General features: G+C 66.0%; 6 protein-coding genes. 3 read left to right on the forward strand and 3 right to left on the reverse strand.

Annotation, left to right across the window (positions count from 1 at the left end; all coding sequences use genetic code 11):
* The 3 genes from ACXJL8_RS30840 to ACXJL8_RS30850 form a co-directional block, all read right to left on the reverse strand.
* A partial coding sequence (locus tag ACXJL8_RS30840) for a hypothetical protein (protein WP_456686140.1) occupies positions 1-309 on the reverse strand: 309 nt, incomplete at its 3' end.
* Between the two features lie 217 nt (positions 310-526).
* A complete protein-coding gene (locus ACXJL8_RS30845; RefSeq protein WP_456619128.1) occupies positions 527-1621 on the reverse strand; it encodes a DUF2336 domain-containing protein in 1095 nt (364 codons plus the stop codon).
* A gap of 62 nt (positions 1622-1683) precedes the next feature.
* A complete protein-coding gene (locus tag ACXJL8_RS30850; RefSeq protein WP_456619127.1) occupies positions 1684-2841 on the reverse strand; it encodes a GGDEF domain-containing protein in 1158 nt (385 codons plus the stop codon).
* Positions 2842-3269: 428 nt separating this feature from the next.
* Between ACXJL8_RS30850 and ACXJL8_RS30855 the strand changes: the two genes are divergently transcribed.
* From ACXJL8_RS30855 to ACXJL8_RS30865, 3 genes are all read left to right on the forward strand, one after another.
* Entirely contained in the window at positions 3270-3839 is a 570-nt protein-coding gene (locus tag ACXJL8_RS30855; protein ID WP_456619126.1) for a sigma-70 family RNA polymerase sigma factor, read from the forward strand.
* Complete coding sequence (locus tag ACXJL8_RS30860) at positions 3836-4531, forward strand: hypothetical protein (RefSeq protein ID WP_456619125.1); 696 nt, start codon at positions 3836-3838, stop codon at positions 4529-4531. Before ACXJL8_RS30855 ends, ACXJL8_RS30860 begins: the two co-directional genes overlap by 4 nt.
* A 15-nt stretch (positions 4532-4546) precedes the next feature.
* Positions 4547-6130: S8 family serine peptidase (locus tag ACXJL8_RS30865; RefSeq protein ID WP_456686141.1), on the forward strand; the 1584-nt coding region annotated here is incomplete at its 3' end.

Genomic DNA, 6130 nt, shown 5'->3' on the forward strand with positions numbered 1-6130 from the left:
CGAGCGGCCTTCAAAAAACGTTCTGAGAATGAGAGCTGCAAAAGCTTCGATAGAGACGACCACATAGAACAGGGCATAGAAGATCTTCTCGGCGCGTTTGATGGCGTCGCTGTTCGAGGCGTGAACGACCGGAAAATCCTGTGCCAGGTTTGCGCCCAGGTCCGGCTTGGCGGCATGCAGAACCAGATAGGCCGAGAGGCCAGCTGCTACGGCGCCAACGCACGCTCCCCACACTGCAAAGCTCTGAAAACGCCAAAGCTCAAGTTCTGATCGTGTTATGGGTTTGACTAGACGCAACAACACCCCCAAGGACGAATTCCAAGGCGAAGGTAAGGCAAAAATGTGCCGGCTTCCATAGGCGGGGGGCCAGAATTGCATGTCCCTGGGACGAAACCCGGAGATGGAGCGGAAAAAGCGGAGCCGTTTCTTTCCTTGTCACGACCGAGGGATCCGCATTCTTGGAGTTCATGCGCGAACGACGGCGGCGCCGAAGCGCGCCAACGCTTCACCTCGTCGCGCTTGAGACCTAGCTCGCGGCCTGCTGCATGCGATGGAAGCGCAGCACCTGCTGCGCGGTCGACGAGCGCAGGGCCTCGTAGGTATCGCGCAGCATCAGCATGTCCGTCTGCGAGCCGCCGGACAGTTTTTCGCGCATGGCGATGATGGCGCGCACGCTGGGCCACGACATGCCCGCGACCTTGGCGAGGAGCATCACGCCCTCGGTGCGGCTCTCGATCATCATGTTCTCGGCGGTCTCGACCGGGACGCCGGCGAGCGCGGCGAGCCCTGCGTTGGTCTCGTCGAACTTGCCCTGCTCGGCGAAAGCCGCGACCTGGAGTTCATTGAGACGGCCGTCGTCATGCAGCGACTTCACCAGCGCCCGCGCGGTCTCGGTCTGCCTTGTCATGGCGGCGGCGCGAACCCGCTGGGCGGCTTCCTGGATCACGCTCGCGACTTCGTCGGCCAGCTCCGGATGGGCGGCTTCGAGCTTCTTGCGCACGCTGAGCGAGGCCTTTGCGACCAGCTTCAGGAAGTGATGGCGCGGCAGGTCGGGCCGCAGGCCGATGCAGCCGGCGAGGTCGTCGTCGCGCTCGGCGCGCGTGACGAGGTCGGTCAAGCTTGTCTCGGAGAGCTGCGCACCCGGGTTCGCGACGGTCGATTGCACCACCTCCTCGTTGCCGCGCGTCACCAGCACGTCGGTGAGTGCCTCGGAAAGCACCCTGCGCAGCGAGATCGCCTTGAGATGCGCCTGGCCTCTGCTGCGCGCGATCTCCATCAGGGTCGCCTCGTCCAGCCGTTCCGACTTCGACAGCACGGGGCCGGCGACCTCGATGACCTCGTCGAGCGCGAGCGTGCGGATGATTTTGGGCGGCGCGGCCGCGATCGGCGCCAGCCGCTCGGCGAGCAGCACCCTGGCCGACGTTTCGATCTGGTCGATCAGGCACTGGAATACGTCGTCGAACAGCCCGACATGGTCGTCGGAATAGTCCACCGCGTTGTTGACGAAGAGGTCGGTGACACGTCGCAGCGTCTCGACGCGGCGCGCGACGGTGCCGTGCGAGAGCGCCGCCTGCAATTCGTCGAGCAGGTTTTCAGATGGCTTGGCGGATCTGGATCTCATAGCCCTGTCCTGGAGCGTTCGGTCCGGCGGCGGTTTCTGTGCAGCCGGGAAAAATGAATTGGTCAGTTCGTTGCAATGCGGTTGCGCCCTTGCGCCTTGGCGGAATAGAGCGCGCTGTCGGCGCGCACGAGAAATGTGTCGGCAGTATCGTTGTCGCGCAGCGTCACGACGCCGGCTGAAATTGTCACGCGCATGCCGGGGGAAAATGCGCTCCAGTCGAGATCGGCGACGATGCCGCGCAGCCGCTCGAGCATGCGCGCGGCGGCGTCGCCCTCTGCTCCCGGCAGCAGCAGCAGGAATTCCTCGCCGCCATAGCGGCCGAAGCGATCCGCCGGGCGGATGTTGGCGAAAATCGTGATCGCGAAGGTGCGCAGCACCTCGTCGCCCACCGGGTGGCCGTGGGCGTCGTTGATGCGCTTGAACCAGTCGAGGTCGATCAGCGCGATCGCGCAAGGCGTGGCGGCCAGCCGCGACTTTTCGATCTCTGCGTCCAGCAGCCGCATGATGCAGCGGCGGTTGTAGGAGCCGGTGAGCTCGTCGAGCTCGGCGAGCTCCTCGATGCGCTGATAGGCGGCCTTCAGCTCGATGCTGCGCCGGTACAGGATCTTGCGCAGCGTGGCGCCGAACAGGCCGAGGAAGGCGCACTGGCCGATCACCAGGACGAAGCAGAGCATCGAGGCGGCGCGTTCCAGCCGGGTCGTGACCGGAAGTCCGATCGGCAGGTCCGAGACCAGAAAGACGAGTGCGAGTCCGCAGGTGGCGAGACCCCAGGTCACCATCGCCTGGCTCGACGTCATGCGCAGCGTGCCGAACGCGAAGATCAGGAACAGCACGGCGATGAAGGCGATCCCGATCGTCGGCACCGACACCAGGAACACGAACTGCAGCGCCATGTGCGCCGAGATCTGGAACACGGTGAGATAGTGATCGTTGTGGCGGTCGCCGACGCCGGCTTCGGACAGCACGGTGAATGCGCCGATGATCAGGAGGCCGCCGAGCCAGAACAGCGAGGGAACGGCCATCGCGACCGCGCCGTCATGGGCGTACARCAGCAGAACCGACGCGCCGAGCGAGTAGCTTACGACCTGGCCGGCATACATCTGGCGGCGCTGCCGCATGCGGCGGGCGCGCACCTCCGGCATCGTCGCGTCGGAGGTCAACGCGAGCTCCGCGGCTTCTGCGGCATTCCGGTCCGGAAGGGACGTCGCGGCCGTGGTCATGGTCTCGCCATTGGTGGATGTCGGTCCAAAAATCTACGTGGCAAGCCTTTAGGTTTGGTATCCTTGCCCTGCGAATCCGGGCTTGCTGCACCGGCAAACGGCCTTGATCCGACAGGGAAATTAGCGAGCGATTAGGGATCGCCGGCGATCGGGCCGCAGGGCCTGTCAGGATACGCTGCACAAGGCTGTGTTATGGACCGAGGCTTGGTAAGATCGCGCGAACTTGCGGGAACTTCCGCGGGAGAACGTTTCAGTATTATGTTACCAATATGGATGAGGGCGATCCGGCGCCCCGGATGGCTACAGGAAAGTGTACCGATGTGGGGTAGATCACACAGGCCCCCGTACGACTGCGGTAGGTTGAAGATTCTTGTGCCCRCCGTCGAACCCTCCACCGTTCCGACCCGACCAACCTTGCGAGACGGCCTTTGAGCGTGACACAGGCGGCTTCGGACGAGGTCCTGATCGCCCGGATCGCTCAAGGCGACCGGCTTGCCATGCAGGTGCTGTACGGGCGGCACCATGTCAGGGTGTATCGTTTCGGCCTGAGGCTCGTTCGGGACGAGCAGACGGCCGAAGACCTCATCAGCGAGGTGTTCCTCGACGTCTGGCGTCAGGCCGGCAAGTTCGAGGGCAGATCCGCCGTTTCAACCTGGCTACTGGCAATCACCCGATTCAAGGCCCTGTCTGCGCTCCGGCGCAGGAAGGATTTCGAGTTGGACGACGAAGCCGCCAACGCGATCGAGGATACGTCCGACGATCCGGAAACGGTGGTGCAGAAGAAGGATACCAGTGAAGCGTTGCGGGAGTGTTTGACGGGCCTCTCGCCGGACCATCGGGAAATCGTCGATCTCGTCTACTACCACGAGAAGTCCGTGGAAGAAGTGGCCGAGATCGTCGGGATACCCGAGAACACTGTGAAGACGCGCCTCTTCTATGCGCGCAAGAAATTGGCCGAACTGCTGAAGGCAGCCGGCATTGAGCGAGGCTGGCCATGATGGCTTTGAGCAAGAAGATGCTGGAGCAAGAGCCCAGTGAGATCGAAATGCTGCTGCCGTGGCACGCCGCCGGCACGCTGAACGCGCGCGACGCCCGCCGCGTCGAGGAGGCGCTCGCCCGCGATCCGGCGCTTGCCAGGCAGTATGCGGCGATCCGCGGCGAGTACGAAGAGACCATCCATCTGAACGAGAGCTTAGGGGCTCCGTCGGCGCGCGCGATGCAAAAGCTGTTCACCGCGATCGATGGCGAGCCCGCGCGGGCGACCGGTTCGCTGCCGCTGTCGGCGCGCATCTCGACATTCCTCGCGAGCCTGTCGCCGCGTGCGCTGGCCTGGTCGGCGAGCCTCGGCGCGATCGCGCTCTTGCTCCAGGCCGGTGTCATCGGCGCCGTGCTGATGAAGAACCAGACCGCCACCTTCCAGACTGCGTCGCTCTCCACCAGCGCCCCGATCACGCGCGAGCTGGGAGCAGCCGCCGCGCCGGCGCGGGCGCTGGTGCGCTTCACGCCCGAGGCGCGGGTGGCCGACATCACCTCGCTGCTCGACAGCTACCAGGCCTCGATCATCGACGGAGCCAAGGGCGGCATGTTCCGCCTCCAGTTCGACAAGGCGATGAGCCAGGACGAACTCGCCTCGCTGCTCGGCAAGATGCAGCGCGAAAAGTTCGTCAACCTCGCCGTCGCGTCGCCGTAAGGCGCCTCTGGGATCATGACGCGCAAGTCCGAGAGTAAGTTGCGGGCCGGGGCCTATGCTTCGTCGGTCGGAGCTGCGCTCCTGCTCGCCGCCTGTCTCGGCATCGAGGTCGCCCACGCGCAGGCGATCATGCGCACGCCCACGATCAGCGTCCCATCCCGCACCCCGACCATCTCTCCGAGCGTCGCCGCGCGCGTCAGCCCGGGCGTTGCCGCAAGGGTGGTGGCCGTCGACAGCGGTCCGCCCAGAATTGCCGCCACGACGCCTCGGATCTCGGCACGGATAAGGCCGACGCCGGTGCTGCCTTTTGCGCGCTATTCGCCGAACCTCTATCCGGCCTGCACCGCGCCCTATCGCGACGCCGACGGCGAATGCCTTGCGCAGCCGAACGCCGGCGGCGACGGCGCCGGCAAATCGGGCAAGAAGAGCGCCGGCAAGGGGCGCGGCAACGGCACGCCGGCCGCCGTGAACCTGCGCATTTTCGCCAACGAGTTCGTCGCCGAGATCGACAGCGCGCTGTCGTTGACCGAGGCCGACGAGCTGGCGCGCCGGCACGGCCTGACGCGCGTCGCCTCCGAGAGCTTCCCGCTGATCGGTGCCACGATCGGCCTGTTCCGCATCACCGACGGCCGGCCCTCCGAGACCGTGCGGCGCGAATTCGCCGCCGACGGCAGCGTGCGCTCGCTCCAGCCGAATTTCCGCTACGTGCTCCAGGACCAGAAATCGTCCGCGCCGACCGAGGGCGATCCGGCGCAATATGCGCTGGCAAAGCTGCGCCTGCCGCAGGCCCACACGCTGGCGCACGGCGCCAATGTCACGGTCGCGGTGATCGATTCCGGGATCGACGCCCGGCATCCCGAGCTCGCCAATTCCATCGCCGACAATTTCGATGCGCTGGTCAGCACCGAGGGCCCGCACATCCACGGCACCGGCATCGCGGGCGCCATCGTGGCGCATGCGCGGCTGATGGGCAGCGCACCGGAGGCGCGCATCATCGCCATTCGCGCCTTCGGCGGCACCACGGGCGGCGCCGAGAGTTCCTCCTACGTCATCCTGCGCTCGCTGAACTACGCCGCCGAGCACGGCGCGCAGATCGTCAATATGAGCTTTGCCGGACCGAAGGACGCGGTGATCGAGCGCGCGATCGCGGCGACCGCCGCGCGCGGCCTGGTGCTGATCGCGGCGGCCGRCAATGCCGGGGCGAAATCGCCGCCGCTCTATCCCGCCGCCAATCCCAACGTGATCGCGGTCAGCGCCACCGACCAGCAGGACAAGCTGTTCACCGCGTCCAACCGCGGCAATTACATCGCGCTGGCCGCGCCCGGCGTCGACATCTTCCTGCCGGCGCCCGACGGCAAATACCAGATGACGTCGGGAACCTCGTTCTCGGCGGCCTATGTCTCCGGCGTCGCGGCACTGCTGCTGGAGCGCAACTACGCGCTGAAGCCGGAAGCGCTGCGCATGACGCTCGCCAAGACCGCGCGCGACCTCGGCTCACCCGGCCGTGATGATCTCTTCGGCGACGGCGAGGCCGACGCTTTTGCCGCGGTCATGGCTGTTCCGGCCGACAGCGCGACGCCGGTTGCCGCGGCGTCCGGT

It is taken from the genome of Bradyrhizobium sp. P5_C11_2 (assembly GCF_054049755.1).